The sequence below is a fragment of the Corallococcus sp. CA049B genome (genome assembly GCF_003611685.1).
GTDB lineage: Bacteria > Myxococcota > Myxococcia > Myxococcales > Myxococcaceae > Corallococcus > Corallococcus coralloides.
The window spans coordinates 26998-43105 of the sequence record NZ_RAWC01000057.1 but is presented as its reverse complement, the minus strand read 5'-3'; the positions used below and the strand labels follow the sequence as shown (position 1 = coordinate 43105).

Genomic DNA, 16108 nt, shown 5'->3' with positions numbered 1-16108 from the left:
AGATGTGTATAAGAGACAGGGGCGGGTGGGCATCTCGCGGCTCAAGATGCTGGGCGACGGGCCAGCCCAGATGGTCCCGCTCAGCAGCCATCAAGGGGATGCGTACTTCGGCTACGCGCCGTCGGGAACGCATCCCGATGCGGGACTGCTCGCGGTTCGTGACAAGGAGCTCATCTGGAGGTTGTTCCTCGACCCGGTCACGGCCCTCGTGCTCATGCCTGATGGCTACCGTGTGTTGGGCGTAGTTCAGCCTCCCGCTCCGTCTCCGCCGGGGTTGGTCGCGTTGGATTCGGATCAGCGAAGCTTCCTCTTCTTCTCGCAACACTCCCCCCAGCCCCCCCCGCCCCGGAAGCTCGCGGTGGCCAGTGGCCCCGTGGTGCAGGCCGCGGCGAGCCACGCGCAGCCGGTCTTGGGATGGCTGACGCGGGCGGGGGAGTTCGTGTTGTGGGACCTGATGGAGCAGGCGGTGTTGTACCGCTCCGTCCCGGAGGCCACGCCGTGAGCACCGCGTCCGGAGCCGTGCGTCCTCGCGCCCAGGTGCACCGGGGCACCGTGGTGGCGGCGGCCTGGTGGTTCCATCCAGGACTGCTGGGGGAGGCCGAGGCGCGCCGCCGCGTGCTGGCGGCCTGGAGGCCCGGCGCCACGGTCTGGGCGCTGGCGGGAGGCCCTCTGCTGAAGCTGGCGGCACCGTGCAAGAGCGCGGTGGAGGCCGCGCCCGGACTGCCGCTGGTGCTCGAGTCCGGAGTGCTCACCAGCGCGCCGCTGAGCCCGAAGGAGCGCGAGCGATTGGCGCCTCCGCCGGGAGCCGTCGTGCTGGTGCACGAGGGCATCGCACGAATGTACGGGCCCGGAGCGCTGCGCCAGGTGGATCCGGGGACGTGGCTGGACGTCTCGGAGTGGCGGCGCGTGCGGGTGAAGGGATTGGGCGCGCCGCCTCCGCCCCTGAAGAGCGCGCTGGAGCCGCTACCTCCACCCACGCGCGCGACGTTCGGACCGAAGGTGCCCGCGCTCGCGCCCGAAGCGGAGCGCATGCTGGCGCGCATGGCGGGGCGGGAGGTCCCGGTGGTGCGCGAGGGCCTCTTCGCGCGGTTGCGCCGTGTCTTCCGCACAGAGCCGCAAGGCACATCGGGCAGCACGTTGAACACACGTCGCGCGGGATGGCTCGACCGTCTGCGGAGCGCCTTCTCCTCGGACACGGCTCACGCCTCCACCACGGGCACTGGGGGACGGCCCGGTTGGTTCTCACGGCTCCTCGCCGGAATGCGCGGAGGTGACGCCGCCAAAGCCTCACAGGGCTCCAGTGCCCCCACGCGTCCCGCCGAACCCGAAGGCCCGGGCGCGCTCGAACAGCTCAAGGAGTGGATGCTCCGGAACACGCTCCTCGGGCAGCTCGTGGGACGGCGCAAGGGCGATTACCTGCGCCACCTCTTCGAACTCTTCGAACAAGGCAACCTCGACGAAGCCCTGCGCCACGCCATCCCCCTGGGCAAGGACCTGGACGCACGCGCGAAGCTCGCGCTCGGAGTTCCCGGCCCGCGCGAGGAGCTGCGCATCCAACCCCAAGGCCGGAGCGGTGCCGCGCAGTCTTTCGGCGGAGGCCCCGCCGTGTTCGAAGCGCTGCGCGAGCGCTACCGCGAGACCTTCCGCCGCCTGGAGCGCGAAGGCCGCATCGACGAGGCCGCCTTCGTCCTCGCGGAGCTGCTGGACGCGGCCGAAGAGGCCGTGTCCTTCCTGGAGCGCCACGGCCGCTTCCAGCTCGCGGCGGAGCTCGCGGAGGGGCGCGACCTCCCCCCGGGCCTCGTGGTGCGCCAGTGGTTCCTCGCGAAGGACGTGGAGCGCGCGGTGTCCATCGCACGGCGCTCGGGCGTGTTCGCGGACGCCGTGCTGCGCCTGGAGAAGACCCACGCCGCCGAAGCGCAGGCCCTGCGCCTCTTGTGGGCGGAGTCGCTCGCGGAGGCCGGAGACTGGTCGCGCGCGGTGGACGTCGTGTGGCCCGTGTCGTCCGCGCGCCACCTCGCGCGCGCCTGGGTGGAGCGGGGCATCCAGGCAGGGGGCACGGGCAGCGCGAAGCTCCTGGCGCGCCTGGCGCTCGCGTTCCCGGACGGCTTCGGCGCCGCGCGCGACGACATCCAGACCCTGCTGTCGGACGAAACCCCGACACGCGCTCCGGAACGTCTGGCCTTCGCCACGGAGCTGCTGCGCGCGGAGGCCTCTGATGCCCGGAGCGCGCTCCTCGTCCCCACCGTGCGCTCGTTGCTGCGCGACGAGGTGATGGAAGAGCTCCCCTCCAACGCCAGGCTCATCCAACAGCTGCACGCCCTGAAGGACCCAGCGTTGGACGCGCTGCGCACGGACCTGCCGACGCCGCGAGCCTCCCAACGGAGCCCCTGGTCCGAAACGCACGACCTGCCGCACGTGCGCGTGTGGATGGACCGGAGCCACGCGGGCGCCCACGCCGTGCATGACGCCGTGGTGCTGCCGGGCCGGCGCGTGCTGCTCGCGCTGGGGGAGGCGGGCGCGCGGCTGGTGGGCCCGGACGGACGCACGCTCGCGGGCTTCGACGTGCCGGCGTTCTCACTGGTCCTGTCCGCGCAGGGGGACCGCGCCCTCGCGCTGGCGCGCCGGGGTGACCTGTGGCGCGTGTCGCGGCTGGACCTGGTGGAGCGCCGGGCCACGCGCTGGTGCGACCTGGAGCTGGACGCGTGGGCCCCCACCTACGATGGGGAGCGGTGGTTCACCGCCATGCGTGGCACCGTGAGCATGGTGGACACGCTCGCCGCGGAGCCGCGCTCGCTGTGGCGCGTGTCGGAGAAGGGCGGCGTCGTGACGAGGCTGGCCGTGGACGCGAAGCACCTGTCCTTCCTCGTCCTGCACCTCACCCCGGAGCAGGACTTCGAATACCTGGATCGCTGGTGCTACGAATTGCCGGGCGGCCCCACCTTGCGCGGGCGCTCGAACCTGCCGGCTCCGTGGGGGACGCCGGACGTCCTGGCGCTCACGCCCGACGGCGAGGCGATGGCCGGGCGCATCGCGGTGCCCGCGGGCGAGGAGCCCGGAGCGTGGACCTACGTGGCCCCCATCCTCTCGCGGCGCTTCCACCGCCCTGCCCAGCGGGCCGAGGAGCGCGCGGGCGAGGTGCTCGCGCACTCCTGGCGCGTGACGCGCTTCCAGAAGGGCGAGCTGCACACGGCCGTCCTGCGCACCGTCGCCGACCACGCCCGCGCGACGGTGGAGTTCTCCGGCACTCCGCCCCAGGTCGTGCGCCTCACGGAGGACTGGTGCGCCGTGCACGACCTGCTCGGCCGCGTGGTGTGGCTGGACCTGCACACCGGCGAGGTCCACCGCGTGCCGGTGGTGTGAACCTCGGCGTCAGGCGCAGCGCAGGTGGCTGGGCACGAGGACCATGCTCGCCGTCAGCGCGCAGCCGGCGTCGTCCACCTCCAGCACCACGCGCACGCCCTCCACCGTCACCAGCAGCGAGGGCAGCTCGCTGTGCAGCGCCATCAGCCACGACGACGCCAGGGGCAGCTCCGAGGCCGCCAGCTCCGCGGCCCGCAGCAGGTGCACGCGCACCGCGTGACGGACCGGGGCCGGCAGGGCGTGCAGTGTGTAGAGCGACTCGTCCGTCAGCCGCAGCGCGTACGGCACGCGCGGGGGCTCCTTCGGACGCCCGGGCAGCTCGCGCAGCCGCTCGGCCAGGGCCCGCACCAGCGCCTCCGGCTGGGACGACTTGTGCAGGAAGCCCAGCACCCCGTTCAGCGGCACGTCCGGCGTACCGCTCGCCGAGGACATCAGCATCACCGTCAGGTGCCGCAGCCGCACGTCCGTGCGCAGCTGGCCGTACACCTCCCATCCATCCAACCGGGGCAACACCAGGTCCAGCAGGATGAGGTCCGGGTGCTGCGCGCGCGGACGATGACGCAGCCAGTCCAATGCCTCCGCGCCGTCCGCCACGCACGACACCACGAAGCCCGCTTCACGCGCCGCGCGGCCCACACCCTCTCGCCAGGTCAGATCGTCCTCGACGAGCAGCAGGTGGTGGACGCCCAGGGCCATCCCCCGATTCGACCTGCTTTTCCTCGGGTTCTTGAAGCGCACCCGGGTCCGACGGGAGCCCCAGCGTCACCTGCCCGACAGTGTGCCCCGGCCACTGTTCCCCCCAGACGCCCGGCGTCCGACAGCGCGTATCACCGTGTCACTGTCATCTTGCAGTTGGGCTGTAGATGCACACCCTTGGCGGCGCTCATGGCCTACCGCTGCCAGCTGGAACCCCCGGTGGTGCGCACGCTCACGGCGTGTACGCCCGCGGTGCGCGAGCGGCTCCAGGCGGAGCTGGGGGCGCTCGCCAGCCGGATGCCGGGGCTGCCGGTGCCGTCGGCGGGGCGGGAGGGGGCGACGGTGCTCGCCTGCGGCTTCCAGGTCCGCTACCGCGTGGAGCCGGGCGCGGGGCTCCTGCGGTTGACCGCCCTGTGGCCGCTGGGCCTGGTCCGTTCGCCTTCCTCCTGACACGTCGTCAGACGGTCCTTGTCGCATGGAAAGCGGGGGCCTAAGTCGGAGGGGACATCCTCTTCTCCCGGATGCACCCCAGGCCCCCTCCGCCCCGCGAGCCTCGCACCGTGTCCCTGCCCCTGGCCGACTTCCTCTTCCTGTCCCGTGACGTCCTGCAGGACGCGTGGCTCCACGAAGCCCCGGGCTCTGGCGACACCTTCACGCACGGCCTCTCCGCGGTGGCGGCCCGGATGTCCAACCCGGACGCGCGCGTCTCCGACCCACTGGCGCGCGAGCTGTCGCTGCTGGTGCAGGGCTCCAACGGGCACCCCACGACGACGAACTTCCGGCGCCTGCGCGACACGGTGCTGCGGCTGTGGCGCGAGCGGGGCGGCGGAGGCCCGGGCGACGAAGAACAGGTGGAGCGCTTCCACGACGCCGTGGACGCGGTGGAGGCCTCGGCGCTGGAGGCCCACGTCCAGGCGCGGATGCTCGCGTCGCGTGAGGCCGCGGAGGCAGCGCGCGAGCAGGGCGCTCCGGACGCGTCCGGACCCCGGCGCTGGGAGGACATCTTCACGCACCTGGGCGTGGGCGTGGCGGTGATGGCCGCGGAGGACAGCGCGTTCGTGGCGGCGAACCCCGCGCTCGCGCGCATGCACGGGCAGCCCGTGGAGGCGCTCAAGGGCCTGCGGCTGGAGGACCTGGTCGCGCCCGAGTCGCGCGGCGCGCTGCCCCGGCACATGGCCGCCGCCAGCTCCAAGCCGTTCCACGAATACGAAGCGCTGCACCTGCGCCGCGACGGCAGCCGCTTCCCCGCGTTCGTGCACGTGACGTCCTTGAGGGACGCCACGGGCCGCCGCGTGGGCCGCGCCGCCACGGTGCTGGACATCACCCAGCGCCGTCACGCGGAAGCGGAGCGGCAGCGCCTCCTGGCCACCATCGAGGCGGAGCGCGCGCGCCTGGCGGCGGTGTTGGATCAGCTCCCCGCGGGCGTGCTCATCGCGGAGGCGCCCAGCGGGCGGCTGCTCTTGGGCAACCGCGCGCTGGAGTCGCTGCTGGGGCAGCCGTTCCGGCCCTCGGCTAGCCTGGCGGACTACGAGTCGTCCCACCAGATGTTCACCGCGGACAACCAGCCGCTGGCGGACGACGCGTGGCCCATGGCCCGCGCGCTGCGCACCGGTGAGACGCGCCAGGCGGAGCCGCTCCAGGTGCGCCGGCCGGACGGCACCACCGCGCACCTGCTGGGCTCCAGCGCGCCCGTGCGCGACCGGGACGACCACATCGTCGCGGGCGTCGTCACGCTGGTGGACGTCACCGAGCGCCGCCGCGCGGAAGAGGCGGCGCGGGAAGCGGCGCAGTTCGGCGAGCGGCTCATCGCCATCGTCAGCCACGACCTGCGAAATCCCCTCAACGCCATCCAGCTGTCCGTCACCAAGCTGCTGCACGGCGACGCGCTCCAGGAGCGCGACCGCAAGGCGGTGTCCCGCATCGCGCGCTCCAGCGAGCGCATGGCGCGGATGATTTCGGAGCTGCTCGACTTCACCCGCAGCCGGCTGGGCGGCGGCATCCCGATTGAGCGGGTGCCCGGCGACGTGCGCGCGGTGGTGCGCCAGGCGGTGGAGGAGCTGGAGGCCGCGTGGCCGGAGCGCTCGCTGACGTTGAACGTGGGCCCGGGCCGCTACGACGGCTCCTGGGACTCGGACCGGCTGCTCCAGGTGGTGAGCAACCTGGGCGGCAACGCGCTCCAGTACAGCCCGCCGGACTCACCCGTGCGCCTCACGCTGTCGGACGCGGACGCGCACGTGGTGCTGGAGGTGCAGAACGGCGGAGACCCCATCCCGCCGGACATGCTGCCGCGTCTGTTCGACCCCTTCCGGCGCGGCGCGGGCGGCAACACGCACGGCGGCCTGGGGCTGGGGCTCTACATCGTCGAACAGGTGGTGAAGGGCCACGGGGGCCGCATCGAGGTGCGCTCGCGCGCGTCGGAGGGCACCGTCTTCCGCGTGCTCCTGCCGCGTGAGCCGGCGCAGCTCGCTCCGGCTCAGTAGGCGGCGGCTAACTGCGACTGCGTGGAGGAGCGGAACGGCTCCAGCGCGCGCATCAGGTCGTCCAGGTCCAGCGGCTTGGGGATGGACGCCCGGATGCCCTGGGGCACGGGGCGGGTGGCGCCCGCTCCCGACACGACGATGACGGGCAGGTTCGCCAGGCGCGGCTCCTTCTGCACGCGCTCCATCAGCTCCCAGCCGCTCATCACCGGCATCATCAAATCCAGCAGCATCACGTCCGGCGTGGGGCCGCGCCTCAGGCGCTCCCAGGCGTGCAGGCCGTTGCCGGCGACCTCCACGGCGAACCCTTCCAGCGTGAGGAACTCCTCCAGCATCTCACGGCTGTCGACATGGTCTTCCACGAGGAGGATGAGGCTTCGCATGGCTCCGGGAGCCTCCCCCCGTCCGGCTCCGTCCGATAGACCCCGTGTCCAGGGAACGTCCAGCCCTGGACGATAGGCCATGGGCAATGTGCGGCCCGCGCCACTCCGGGTGCCTTGGAGGGCAGGCGCCTGGCTCCATGCCCGCGAAAAGCGGATGGGGCCTCCCCCTTCCAGGCGCCAGGAGCGCGGAAGGCGAAGGCCCCACCGGGGACTTCAGGCTACAGGCCTGTTCAGCCCTGGTACTGGTGCACGGACATGATGGGGTAGTTCATGGACGTGAGGCTGATGCGCTGCGAGCCGTCCGAGTTGATGTTGTTGGAGCCGATGAACTGGGCCTTGCCGTCCTTCCAGCCCGCGAACATCACCACGTGCTGGCCGCTGCCCACCTTCATGGAGACGACGTCGCCGGGCTTCGCGTCCTTCAGGTCCACGCGCTTGAAGTTCGGGTCGCGGTCCAGGTTCGCCTGGAGCGTCATCACGGACGCGCTGTGCTGGCTGTCCTTGATCTGCCCGGCCTGCTCCAGGCACGCGGAGACGAAGTTGGCGCAGTTGACGTTGTTGGGGACCCAGTCCTCCATGTCCGCGCCCACGCCGCTGCCCTCGAGCTTCAGCGAGCCGGCGTTCTTGCCCATGTGCGACATCGCGATGTCGAACGGGCTGCCGCCGGGGCCGCGCGTGCCAGGGCCCGCGCCGCCCGGAGGCGCCGTCACGTTGCCCGCGCCGCTGGAGCCGCCCGAGCCGCCACCGCGCACACCCTGCGTGCCGGGCTCGAAGCTGTCACGCGAGCCGGGGATGTTCAGCGTCTTGCCCGCGTAGATGAGGTCCTTGTTCTGGATGTCCGGGTTGGCCTTCATCAGCGAGTCCACGGAGGTGCCGTAGCGCTTCGCCAGACCAGACAGGGTGTCGCCAGATTGGATGCGGTAGCTCATGGGGGGCTCCTGAGGAGCAGTGACCCGGAGGTGGTCACCGGCTGCGATTGTTTCCATTCTCGCCGTTCAAGAACCGGTGTTGCGTCCCCCACCTGCTTTTCACTCCAGGCGCGCACATCCAGGCAAATGGGCGTACCCGGAGCGGAATCCTGGGCCTGGGAGGGGCGCGCAGCCGCGACAGGGCACCCGGGGGGCCGCCCGGGGAGGCCTTGTCGCGGTGCGCAATTTCCGGGGATTCAGCGGCTCTGGGCGTCGTGCTTCTGGCGGGCGATGCGGCGGCTGAGGGCGTCCTGCTTCGCGTCGATGCGGGCGCGCTCGGCGGCGTCCAGGTGGCCGTCGTCCCGGCGGTCGCGGCGGATCTCGCGCTGGAGCGAGCGGTGCTGGCGCTCCAGGCGCACGGCCTCGCGGCCCGTGAGCTCGCCGCTCTTCACGCCTTCGTTGATGCGCTGCTGCTGGTTCACCTGGCGCCGGTCGGCCTCCGCGGCCACGGCCGGCAGCGCCACCGTCAGACCCAGCACCGCCGCGAGCATCCCCAGTCCGTTGCGCTTCATGGTGACTCCTCCTCGATGGGCGCGGGCCTCGGTGCCAGCGCGTCGTCCTTGAAGGCTTGAACCCGGGATTCGCGCGGCGGTTGCGGGGCGCCGTTCTTGACGGGGTGCGTCCAGGTGGGTGGCCCTTATGAAAGGGGAAACAATCCGAGGGGATGGCGACGTGCGGCACCCTTGAATGGGTGGGAGCGCCCGCGCATGGTGGCGGGGTGACGACCATTGCTCATCCCGACTTCACGGCGGCGCGGTTCAGCGGTTTCCCGGACGCGCGCTTCACCCCGGCTCCGGCGGACGGCGTGCTGCCGGAGGGCTTCTTCACCACGACGAACCTGCCCACGTACGTGCGGGTGGACGGGCGGTGGCGGATGCCGCGCGAGCCGCGCATGGACGGCGCGCTGGTGCTGGACGCGCAGGGCGAGCTCTGGGTGCGCGAGGGCCGCCGGGTGCGCGCGGGCGAGCAGGTGGTGGTGGGGAAGGCGGAGGACGGCAGCGAGGGCGTCTACGTGAACATGGCCTACCTGGCGGAGGGCGGGGAGGGCGAGTTCAAGTTCATGACGAGCGAGGTGTCGCGCGAGAAGCCCATCGACTACGGGCACATGGCGCGGCTCCTGGTGGAGGAGCGCGAGCGGGGCGGCTATCCCATCTGGGTGACGGGGCCGGCGCTGGTGCACTCGCGGGCGCGCGCGGACATGACGTGGTTCGTGGAGAACGGCTTCGTGGGGGCGCTGCTCGCGGGCAACGCGGTGGCGGTGCACGACATCGAGGCGTCCATCTACGGCACGACGCTGGGGATGAGCGGCGCGGGCGAGGCGACGTCGGGCGGGCACGGGCTGCACATGCGCGCCATCAACCGGGTGCGGCAGGCGGGCTCCATCGCGAAGGCGGTGGAGGCGGGCGTCATCACCAACGGCATCATGCACGCGTGCGTGAAGCACGGGGTGCCGTTCGTGCTGACGGGCTCCATCCGGGATGACGGGCCGCTGCCGGACGTGGTGACGGACAACCTGGCGGCGCAGGACGCGATGCGACGGCACGCGGTGAAGGCGACGATGGCGGTGCTCGTGGCCACGGCGCTGCACGCCATCGCGACGGGGAACATGCTGCCCGCGTTCGTGACGGAGAAGGACGGCTCCTTGCGGGAGCTGCCCACCATCTGCGTGGACTCGTCCGAGTTCGTGGTGAGCAAGCTGAAGGACCGGGGCACGCACCAGGCCTTCGGCGTGGTGACGAACGCGCAGGACTTCATGCACATCCTGCGGCTGTACGTGGAGCGCGAGCTGGCCGCGCGAGGCACGGCGCAGAAGCCTCAGCGCTGACTGAGGGCTGGAGCCGAGACGGCCTTCCAGGCCGCGCTCGACAGTCCGCCCTCGGTGCCGAAGAGGGCGGAGTCTCCGTCGGGGAGCACGGCATAGACGCGCGGATCCGCCAGCTTCGGCAGGGCCCGCGTCTGTCCCGTGGCCGCGTCGAAGTGCGACGCGCCGAGCAGCGTGCCCACCAGCGCACCGCCGGGCACGAGCGCGGCGGAGACGATGGCGGAGGAGGGCAGGCCAGGCGCGGCGCGCACGCGCGTCCACTTCGCGCCGTCGAAGTAGCTGAAGCCATCCTGGCAGGTGCCCGCGACGGCACGTCCCTGCGCGTCGGTGGACAGCGCGGTGATCCAGTTGTCGGTGAGGTCGCGGCCGTCATGGAAGCGCTGCCACTTCGCGCCGTCCCAGCGCAGCAGGCCCCGGTCCTCGCTGCCCATCCACAGGAAGCGGCCCGAGGCTTCACCCACGGAAGGGTGCTTGCTCCACTCCTTCGGCAGCGGCAGCCGCTTCACGAGCGACAGGGGCGCGGTGCCGGGAGTGACCAGGGACACGCCGCGGCCGTCCACCAGCGCGACGCCGTCATCCATCTGGGACACGTTGAGCACGGACAGCTTCCCCAGCTTCACGGGGTTGCGAGCCCCGTACGCGACTTGCGTCCACGTCTTCCCGTCATGGAAGCCCAGTCCATACGTGGTGGCGACGTAGAGGTTCGGTCCGTCGCTGCTGATGCCCAGCACCTGGTCGCTGGGAAGTGAGGGCGCGCGGACGGTCTGCCACTTGCCGTCCTCGCGCTGGATGCATGCGCCCCGGTCGAACGTGCCCACCACCAGCCGCCCCTGATGCCGGGCGAGCGCGGTGATGTGATTGCCGCAGAGCTGCCCGGTGGGCGTGACGCGGCGCCACCCCTTCGGTCCGAGCTTGAACACGCCGGAGGTCCGCGTGCCCGCCCATTCCGTGTTCAACACGGTGGCGCCCTTGGGAACGCTCACGGCCTGAAGCGGCACGGACTCCGTCTCCCACGCGTGCACCTCACCGTGACTGCCCACGATGCGCACGCCCTGCTCCGTCACGGTGAAGGACAGCGGACCGGTGGGCACGTCGCGCAGCGCGGAGAGCCGGCCGCTGGCGCTGATGGAGAACGCGCCCTCGGTGGTGCCCACGTCCACGCCGTCGCGCGTGTCGGAGATGAAGCGCACCGGCCCCGGCAGGGACCACGCGCGCTGGGTGCCCAGCTCGAACAGCCGCCCCTCCGCCGTGCCCGCGAAGCGCGGTGAGAACGCCGTGTACGTGGCATTTGGCGTCAGCACCGAGGCCAGTGACTCCAGCCGGCTCACGTAGTCCGGCGTGCTCGCGTCCTCGGCGGGAGGCAGGGCCTGCCAGCGCACGTCCAGCACGGGCGTCACCTGGAAGCGGGCGTCCAGCGACACCAGTCCTTCATCCGTGGCGACGAAGAGCCTGTCACCCGTGGACTCCAGCGCGCGGCAGGAGTGGCTGGGAAGCCCGTCCTCCACCGTGAGCACGCGCACCGGACGGCCCGCGGGCGTGAACAGCTCCAGGCCGCCTTCGGTGCACGCGACGACGTGGCCGCCGAACGGCTCCAGGTCGTGCACGGTCTCGGTGTTGGTGACGGTGGCGGCCAGGGTCAGCGCGGTGAGGGCGGAGAGCATCATGCTCCACCCCTATTGCGAACCCCGGGCCAGCCCGGTGTGTGTCCCCCGGGCCGCACCCGAGGCCCCGGGTCAAGCGGACCCGTTGACCCTGTCGCCCTTCACGAACGATGGTCGCGCGGGGGGGATTGGGGCCGGGCCTCCGTGGGAGTCCACGACATGCTGCGTTCTGTTTCTTCCCTGGCGATGGCGCTCGCGCTCGCCCTTCTCTGCGCCTGTGATTCCGACCCGTGCGAGGACGCCGACTGCGCTCCGGTGCGGAACGTGCGCGAGGGGGATGACCACGGGGACTCCCTCGAGGCCGCGACTCCCTTGGAGCCCATGGAGCCCTTCCACTGGGTGGATGCGAACCTGGACAACCCCGAGGACGTGGACCTGTTCTCGTTCCATGTCACGGCCGGACGCATCTACCGATTCGGCTGCCATGGCTTTGGTTCTGGCTACAGGCCGAGCTGCCGTGTCGAGCTCCTCGGCGCGGACGGGCTCACGTTGCCGGGCTCGATGGCGACGGTGGGGGTCACAAACCATCAGTCGTCCGTACTCGCCACGCAGGAGGGCACCGTTTACGCCCGCGTGAAGAGCTTCTCCCCCGAATCCGGTTTCGTTCGCTACTATGAATACTCGCTGCTCGACCGGGGGCCGGACGAACTCGCGAACACTCTCACGGAAGCCACTCCGGTGTCCGTTGGCACCACCGTCTCGGGGACCATTGAGCCCGCCGGCGAAGCCGACATCGCCGCGCTGGACGCCGTCGCGGGCCGAACCTATCGGTTGAGTTGCAGCGGTTTCGCCAACTCCCACAACTGCGGCATGCGCGTGCGCAGCCCTGAGGGCGAGCTGCTGTACGAGTCGAAGTTCAACAGCAGAGATACGATCGAAACGTTCGACCTCCAGGTGCCGCAGGATGGCCGTTATACGGTCGAGCTGTTCATCAGCGGGGTGAGCTCCCTCTACAGCGGCGTGGGTAACTACGTCCTCTCGGTCGCCGACCTGGAACCCTGAGCGCGCGGCTAGCGGGCAGTGCCCACGGGGACCCCGAGGCGCTGCTCATAGGCCTCCAGCGTCCGCTTCCAGGCGGGCCGCGCCTCACAGCGCTCGCGATAGGCGCAGACGCGGGGGAAGCCTTCGAGCACGCTCGCGTTGCGCACCTCGCGCAGCACCGTGGTCATCAGGATGTCCGCCACGGTGAACGCCTCGCCGGCGACATACGGACGCTCCCGGAGCCAGTCCTCGAGCGCGGCCAGATGGTGCTCGGCGTACTTCACCAGGCCGGGACGCCGCTGCGCTCCGGTGGGGTCGGCGTCGCCGAGCAGGTCGATCATGATGATCTGCGACAGCGGCAGCTCCACCGTGGTGAGCGCGGCGAAGCACCAGCGCGTCACCTGGGCGCGGCCCTGGAGGTCCGTGGGCATCAACTGGCCCGTCTTCTCCGCCAGGTACAGCAGGATGGCGCCCGTCTCGGTGAGCACGAAGCCGTCGTCATCGAGCACCGGCACCTGACGGAACGGGTTCAGTCGCTGGTACGCCTCTCCCCGGGTTTCCCCCGCGGGATGATCCACACCGTGCACCCGGTAGGGCAGTTCCAGTTCTTCAAGGGCCCACAGGACGCGCAAGTCGCGCGTGAGCCCCACGACCTTCGAATTGACGCGGCCAAAGCCATACAGGGTGATCATCCCGGCATTGTCGATGCGGTGCCGAGCACTGTCGAGGCCGGCGGGGGGCGACGCACTCCGTGACGACACGACTGTCAGGGCGGACCCGTTGACCCTGTCACCCCTGCTCAAACTATGGTCGCGCGGGGGATTGGGGCCGGGCCTCCGTGGGAGTCCACGACATGCTGCGTTCTGTTTCTTCTTTGGCGATGGCGCTCGCGCTCGCCATCCTCTGCGCTTGTGATTCCGACCCGTGCGAGGACACCGACTGCGGTCCGGGCCAGTGCGTGACGTCCTCCGGAGAGGCCGCGTGCGACTGCCCCCAGGGCTACGTCCCGGCGGACCTGTCCTGCAGGCGGGACGTGCGCGAGGGGGATGACCATGGGGACTACCTCGAGGCCGCGACCCCCGTGGAGTTCATGGACCCCTCCTCTGAATGGGTGGACGCGAACCTGGACAACCTTGAGGACGTGGACCTGTTCTCGTTCCACGTCACGGCCGGTCGCATCTACCGATTCAGCTGCACTGGATTTTCGTCTGGCTACGACCCGAGCTGCAGTGTCGAACTCCTCGGCGCGGACGGGCTCACGTTGCCGGGCTCGAAGGGCACGGGGGGGATCTCGACCTACCAGTCGGCCGTGCTCGCTACGCAGGATGGTCCCGTGTACGCCCGCGTGGAGCGCAACCGCAAATTCACCTCCACTTTCAATCTTTCCTACAAATACTCGCTGCTGGACCGGGGGCCGGACGACTTCGCGAACACCCTCACGGAAGCCACCCCGGTGCCCATCGGCACCCCCGTCTCGGGGTACGTCGAGCCCGCTGGCGATGTCGACGTCGTCGCGCTGGACGCCGTCGCGGGCCGCGCCTACCGGTTGACGTGCCGGGGTGAATACTCCTCCCACAACTGCGGCATGCGAGTGCGTGGCCCCGGGGGCGAGGTGCTGTTCGAGTCGAATACGTTCGATTACAGGCCGAGGAGCGAAACGTTCGACCTCCAGGTGATGCAGCAAGGCCGTCATACGGTCGAGCTGTTCATCTTCTTGGGGGGCATCTCCTTCAACGCCGTGGGTGACTACGCCTTCTCTGCCGTTGACCTGGAGCCCTGATCGCACGACTGGCACTCACCGGTCCGAAGGCCCGAAGGACATGTCGCTACCGTCCTTCGGGCCCCATCCGGCGGATGGCTAGAACGACTCTTCCGGCAGGGCCATCAGGTCCAGGTTGCCGTTCTCCACCATGCGCGCGGCGTGCGCGATGCCGGGCAGCACCTCATGGCAGTACCAGCGGGCGCTGGCCACCTTGCCGGCGTAGAACGCCTTGTCGCCCGGGTTGGTCTTCGTGCGCTCCAGCGCCACGGCCGCGTGCCGCACCAGCAGCCAGCCGATGATGACCTCCGCCACGGCGAACAGCACGCGGTTGCCCTGGAAACCCACGTGGTAGACGGACTCGCCCAGCTTGCCCATCAGCGTCCCGAGCAGCGTCTGCAGCTGGCCCACCGCCTCGCCCAGCGCGGCGCGCTCGGTCTTCAGCTCGGGGCCGCCCTCGTCGCCATCCGCCGTCGCGCGGACGCGCTCCAGCAGCCCCATCAGCGTCGCGCCGCCGTCGCGCGCCACCTTGCGCATCAGCAGGTCCAGCGCCTGGATGTGCGTGGTGCCCTCGTAGAGCGAGTCGATCTTCTGGTCGCGGATGTACTGCTCGACGGGGTAATCCGTGAGGAAGCCCGAACCGCCGTGCACCTGGAGCGACAGGGACAAGAGCTCGTAGGCCTTCTCCGAGCTGTACCCCTTCACCAGCGGCAGCAGCATGTCGTTGAGCACGTCCGCCTCGCCCGCGGCGGTGGAGCGGTGGCCGCCCTGGAGCTCCACCTGGTCCTGCACGGACGCGGTGAACAGGGCCAGCGCGCGCAGGCCTTCCGCGTGCGCCTTCTGCGCCATCAGCATGCGGCGCACGTCCGGGTGCTGGAGGATGTTCACGCGCGGCGCCGTCTTGTCGCGCGCCTTGCCCAGGTCGCTGCCCTGCACGCGGTCCTTCGCGAACGACAGCGCGCGGAAGTAGCCCGCGGACAGCGCGGCCATGGACTTGAGGCCCACCGCCATGCGCGCGTTCTCGATGATGTGGAACATCTGCCGGATGCCGTCGTGCACGTCACCCAGCAACAGGCCGCGCGTGGGCTTGCCGTCGCCGAACGTCAGCTCGCACGTGACGGACCCCTTCAGGCCCATCTTCTTCTCCAGCTTGGTGCACACGACGTTGTTGTGCTCGCCCAGGCTGCCGTCCTCGTTCACCCAGAACTTGGGCACCACGAACAGCGACAGGCCCTTGGTGCCCGGCGCCGCGCCTTCCGGACGCGCGAGCACCATGTGGATGATGTTCTCCGCGATGTCCGACTCGCCGTTGGTGATGAAGCGCTTGACGCCTTCAATCTCCCAGACGTCGCCGTCCACCTGACGGGCCTTGGTGCGCGCGGCGCCCACGTCGCTGCCCGCGTCCGGCTCCGTCAGCACCATGGAGCCGCTCCATCTCTTGTCCAGGATGTGCGGCAGGAAGCGCTGCTTCTGCGACTCCGTGCCCAGCTTGTCGATGACGCGCGCGAGCAGGTTGCCCAGCGTGAAGAACGCCAGCGCGGGGTTGGAGCCCAGCAGCAGCTCGAACGCGGCCCAGCCCAGCGACGGCGGCGCGCCCAGGCCGCCCAGGTGCGGGGGCGTCTCCAGCAGGTGCATGCCCGCGTCGTAGTAGGCGCCCATCGCGGCCTTGAGGCCGGGGGGCAGCTTCACCTCGCCGTTCTCCAGCTTCGGAGGGTTGTGCTCGGACTCGTCGAAGCTCTTCGCCAGCTCCTGCGTGCACAGCTGCGCGAACGTCTGCAGCGTCTGCCGGGCCGCCGTCTCGTCCAGGTCCCCGAAGGGCGCCTTGCCCAGCGACGTGTGGCCGATGTCCAGGAACTCGAAGAGGTTGAACTCAATATCGCGGAGGTTGGGCGTGTAGTGCAGGGACGACGACATCGAAGGACTCCTCGCGGCCGGGTGCGAAAGCAACCAGCCCCGCGCCAGTGAAGGCGCGGGGCCGAAACGGACCGCCAGGGTAGCCGA

Annotated in this window: 13 protein-coding genes; 6 read left to right on the top strand and 7 right to left on the bottom strand. The window is 70.8% G+C overall.

Annotation, left to right across the window (positions count from 1 at the left end; all coding sequences use genetic code 11):
- The first annotated feature begins 498 nt into the window (after window positions 1-498).
- Window positions 499-3360, top strand: a complete 2862-nt coding sequence (locus D7W82_RS15500) for a bpX6 domain-containing protein (RefSeq protein WP_199727762.1) — start codon at window positions 499-501, stop codon at window positions 3358-3360.
- 9 nt (window positions 3361-3369) lie between these two features.
- Here the strand turns inward: D7W82_RS15500 and D7W82_RS15495 are convergent, their stop codons facing one another.
- On the bottom strand, window positions 3370-4056 hold the full coding sequence (locus D7W82_RS15495) for a response regulator (protein ID WP_216619317.1): 687 nt from the start codon (window positions 4054-4056) through the stop codon (window positions 3370-3372).
- Window positions 4057-4233: 177 nt separating this feature from the next.
- On the opposite strand from D7W82_RS15495, the gene D7W82_RS40530 reads away from it, so the two are divergent.
- Entirely contained in the window at window positions 4234-4506 is a 273-nt protein-coding gene (locus D7W82_RS40530; protein ID WP_158617669.1) for a hypothetical protein, read from the top strand.
- Window positions 4507-4616: 110 nt separating this feature from the next.
- Entirely contained in the window at window positions 4617-6536 is a 1920-nt protein-coding gene (locus tag D7W82_RS15485; protein ID WP_233587603.1) for a PAS domain-containing sensor histidine kinase, read from the top strand.
- On the opposite strand, the gene D7W82_RS15480 is transcribed toward D7W82_RS15485, so the two are convergent.
- The 3 genes from D7W82_RS15480 to D7W82_RS15470 form a co-directional block, all read right to left on the bottom strand.
- Window positions 6530-6916: a response regulator gene (locus D7W82_RS15480; protein WP_120575712.1), complete on the bottom strand. Its 387-nt coding sequence runs from the start codon at window positions 6914-6916 to the stop codon at window positions 6530-6532. The genes D7W82_RS15485 and D7W82_RS15480 overlap by 7 nt on opposite strands.
- Before the next feature lie 230 nt (window positions 6917-7146).
- Window positions 7147-7845, bottom strand: a complete 699-nt coding sequence (locus D7W82_RS15475; RefSeq protein WP_120619093.1) for a LysM domain-containing protein — start codon at window positions 7843-7845, stop codon at window positions 7147-7149.
- Window positions 7846-8081: 236 nt separating this feature from the next.
- Entirely contained in the window at window positions 8082-8396 is a 315-nt protein-coding gene (locus tag D7W82_RS15470; protein ID WP_120575710.1) for a hypothetical protein, read from the bottom strand.
- Between the two features lie 206 nt (window positions 8397-8602).
- On the opposite strand from D7W82_RS15470, the gene D7W82_RS15465 reads away from it, so the two are divergent.
- Entirely contained in the window at window positions 8603-9709 is a 1107-nt protein-coding gene (locus D7W82_RS15465) for a hypothetical protein (protein WP_120619092.1), read from the top strand.
- Here D7W82_RS15465 and D7W82_RS15460 read toward each other — a convergent pair.
- Window positions 9700-11370, bottom strand: a complete 1671-nt coding sequence (locus D7W82_RS15460; protein ID WP_120619091.1) for a hypothetical protein — start codon at window positions 11368-11370, stop codon at window positions 9700-9702. The two genes, D7W82_RS15465 and D7W82_RS15460, sit on opposite strands and share 10 nt — an antisense overlap.
- Window positions 11371-11526: 156 nt before the next feature.
- Between D7W82_RS15460 and D7W82_RS15455 the strand changes: the two genes are divergently transcribed.
- On the top strand, window positions 11527-12369 hold the full coding sequence (locus D7W82_RS15455; protein ID WP_147439347.1) for a hypothetical protein: 843 nt from the start codon (window positions 11527-11529) through the stop codon (window positions 12367-12369).
- Window positions 12370-12377: 8 nt separating this feature from the next.
- Here D7W82_RS15455 and D7W82_RS15450 read toward each other — a convergent pair whose 3' ends face one another.
- Window positions 12378-13040, bottom strand: coding sequence for a glutathione S-transferase family protein (locus D7W82_RS15450; protein WP_120619089.1), 663 nt, complete (start codon window positions 13038-13040; stop codon window positions 12378-12380).
- 161 nt (window positions 13041-13201) lie between these two features.
- Between D7W82_RS15450 and D7W82_RS15445 the strand changes: the two genes are divergently transcribed.
- The gene (locus D7W82_RS15445; RefSeq protein ID WP_147439346.1) at window positions 13202-14128 is read left to right on the top strand and encodes a hypothetical protein; all 927 of its coding nucleotides are present in this window, start codon (window positions 13202-13204) and stop codon (window positions 14126-14128) included.
- Between the two features lie 78 nt (window positions 14129-14206).
- Here D7W82_RS15445 and D7W82_RS15440 read toward each other — a convergent pair whose 3' ends face one another.
- On the bottom strand, window positions 14207-16021 hold the full coding sequence (locus D7W82_RS15440) for an acyl-CoA dehydrogenase (RefSeq protein ID WP_120619087.1): 1815 nt from the start codon (window positions 16019-16021) through the stop codon (window positions 14207-14209).
- Between the last annotated feature and the right edge of the window lie 87 nt (window positions 16022-16108).

Bases quoted from the DNA above. Each gene is read 5' to 3' on its own strand.
- D7W82_RS15495 (WP_216619317.1), bottom strand. From the start codon at position 4,056: ATGGCCCTGGGCGTCCACCACCTGCTGCTCGTCGAGGACGATCTGACC.
- D7W82_RS15480 (WP_120575712.1), bottom strand. From the start codon at position 6,916: ATGCGAAGCCTCATCCTCCTCGTGGAAGACCATGTCGACAGCCGTGAG.
- D7W82_RS15475 (WP_120619093.1), bottom strand. From the start codon at position 7,845: ATGAGCTACCGCATCCAATCTGGCGACACCCTGTCTGGTCTGGCGAAG.
- D7W82_RS15470 (WP_120575710.1), bottom strand. From the start codon at position 8,396: ATGAAGCGCAACGGACTGGGGATGCTCGCGGCGGTGCTGGGTCTGACG.
- D7W82_RS15460 (WP_120619091.1), bottom strand. From the start codon at position 11,370: ATGATGCTCTCCGCCCTCACCGCGCTGACCCTGGCCGCCACCGTCACC.
- D7W82_RS15455 (WP_147439347.1), top strand. From the start codon at position 11,527: ATGCTGCGTTCTGTTTCTTCCCTGGCGATGGCGCTCGCGCTCGCCCTT.
- D7W82_RS15450 (WP_120619089.1), bottom strand. From the start codon at position 13,040: ATGATCACCCTGTATGGCTTTGGCCGCGTCAATTCGAAGGTCGTGGGG.
- D7W82_RS15445 (WP_147439346.1), top strand. From the start codon at position 13,202: ATGCTGCGTTCTGTTTCTTCTTTGGCGATGGCGCTCGCGCTCGCCATC.
- D7W82_RS15440 (WP_120619087.1), bottom strand. From the start codon at position 16,021: ATGTCGTCGTCCCTGCACTACACGCCCAACCTCCGCGATATTGAGTTC.